The following is a 1,896-nucleotide window of genomic DNA, read 5'->3' as shown; positions in this document are numbered from 1 at the left end:
ATGAATGGGTGTAAAGACATCCGGTATTGTTCTTTTCCTTAAGTTAATGACATTGAGAATGGACCAGGTTTTAATGCTTGCCTTAATTCCTGAGGAGATAATTTTTTACTACCAGTATTTAACCTCAAAAAAACAGTATAAAGAAACGCTTCATCCGGCCAGTTTTTTATGACTATTGTTCGTATTGATTGATTATCTAAATTATTAATATAATCTGTACTCTCTACTTCTAATTGACTATACGTTTTTCCATTGAAATCCTCTAATATATCTAACCCCTTCAATTTAAGCTGCTTAAATACATCTTTCTCTTGTAAACTTTTTTCTTTAAATTCCTTTTCGGAAATATCTGAATAGAATCTACGAATACTTAATAATCTTTGTTTTCCATCTATAACAATATATGAATTCTTTTTTTGCTTATTCTCTGCTAAAATAATGGGCGGAACTGGAAAGCCTAACATTAACGATTCTATTAATTTGCTTTTCTCCTGTTCACTCCAAGCATCCCTTCTTTGAAATGAAGGATTTAAATCAATATTCCCTTTCTCCAATTGTCTTGCAATTGTTTCTGTAGTCCAATCCGTCCCCCAAATAACAGCTTGATTAAATTTCCCTAAATCTACCTTTAATTCTTCCTCATTTTCTTCTCCATTTAAGTCAAAAATAATATCCATATTTTCCATAATTTTCTCCTTTAGTTCGATGCGCGTTTCGGAATAACTGCGCCCTTCAATGTAGCTGAATTTTCTTTTATATCTTCCACTACCTCTTCAACTGAATCATGTTTCTTTAACCAAATTTCTTTTTCTATTTCCAATTTACTCATTAAATAATCATGTCTTTTGGAAAACTCATCGAAAATATCGCTCCATGTCAAAACATAGATTTTGTTATTTCCGTTCCCATCTACATGAACCAAATGTGGCTCTCCGAGATTTCTATGACTTTCTAACTCATCTTGAATAAACCCGTTTTTATTAAATCTGTTACCTATCAAAAAATAGGTCCATTTGACATTACTTGCATTAAACCTGTCATCAGACTTAATAACACGCATATACTTCTTAACCTGAGAAAGTTGTTCTTCTCCCAAAGGAATAACAGGTCGTTTTAATTCTACTACAACATTTTCAGTGACATTACCCTTCCGATCTTGCCTTATCATATAAATATCCATCTCTTTATTTTTATCTTCATGATCGAGAGTAACTTTAGAATCGTCACCTTTCGTTGCTATTAAAAGCCCCTTTAATGCCAATTCAAAATCTGGCTCTGCGGCAGTTATCAAGCTATATTGCTCTCCAAATAGCCAGTAATGTCTTTCTATAACTTCTTGTAAATGTTCTACCTCTTTTGCGAATTTCTTATCATCAAGTACAATTTCTTTTAATCCTTGAACTACTCTTAAACGGTCCTGCAATAATTTAATAACTTTTGTAATATTGTTTAATGTAGTATATCTTAATACATCCGCCAATTCTTTTATTTCATCCTCATCAAGGTCTATTATTTGTTGCAGCACTTCAAAAAGTTCTGGTTTATTACTATTATCCATAATGAGTTGTAATAAATGAATCATTATTTTTTTGTTGTCATCGTTTAGTCCTGTAAATATTTTAGGTTGTGCTGTATATAGTGTTTCAACTAGATTATCAAGTTCTCTTTTTCTATATATGTCAATAAAATTACTCATATTAAAATTTGGATACACTTCTTTTTTAATTAACGCATCTATATATTTATCAGATGCCTCTTTCAAATACTCTTTTCTAAACTTTATTAAATAGCGATTAATAGCATCAATCAAAATCTTAAACTCTGATTCATTTTTATTAGGGACTGAACCACTACCGGCTAAAGCCGGTAGGTTCGCTCTGCTGCTAAAGCAGCCTA

General features: G+C 31.4%; 1 protein-coding gene and 1 pseudogene. Both read right to left on the bottom strand.

Features of this window, described 5'->3' with window-relative positions:
• Positions 1-38 precede the first annotated feature (38 nt).
• A complete protein-coding gene (locus E5329_RS28945; protein ID WP_275443882.1) occupies positions 39-686 on the bottom strand; it encodes a DUF262 domain-containing protein in 648 nt (215 codons plus the stop codon).
• Between the two features lie 11 nt (positions 687-697).
• A pseudogene (locus tag E5329_RS28940) lies at positions 698-1,896 on the bottom strand (ATP-binding protein); the annotation flags it as partial.

This window comes from Petralouisia muris, assembly GCF_004793545.1.
In the GTDB taxonomy this organism is placed as follows: domain Bacteria; phylum Bacillota; class Clostridia; order Lachnospirales; family Lachnospiraceae; genus Petralouisia; species Petralouisia muris.
This window is presented reverse-complemented; position numbering and strand designations above follow the sequence as displayed.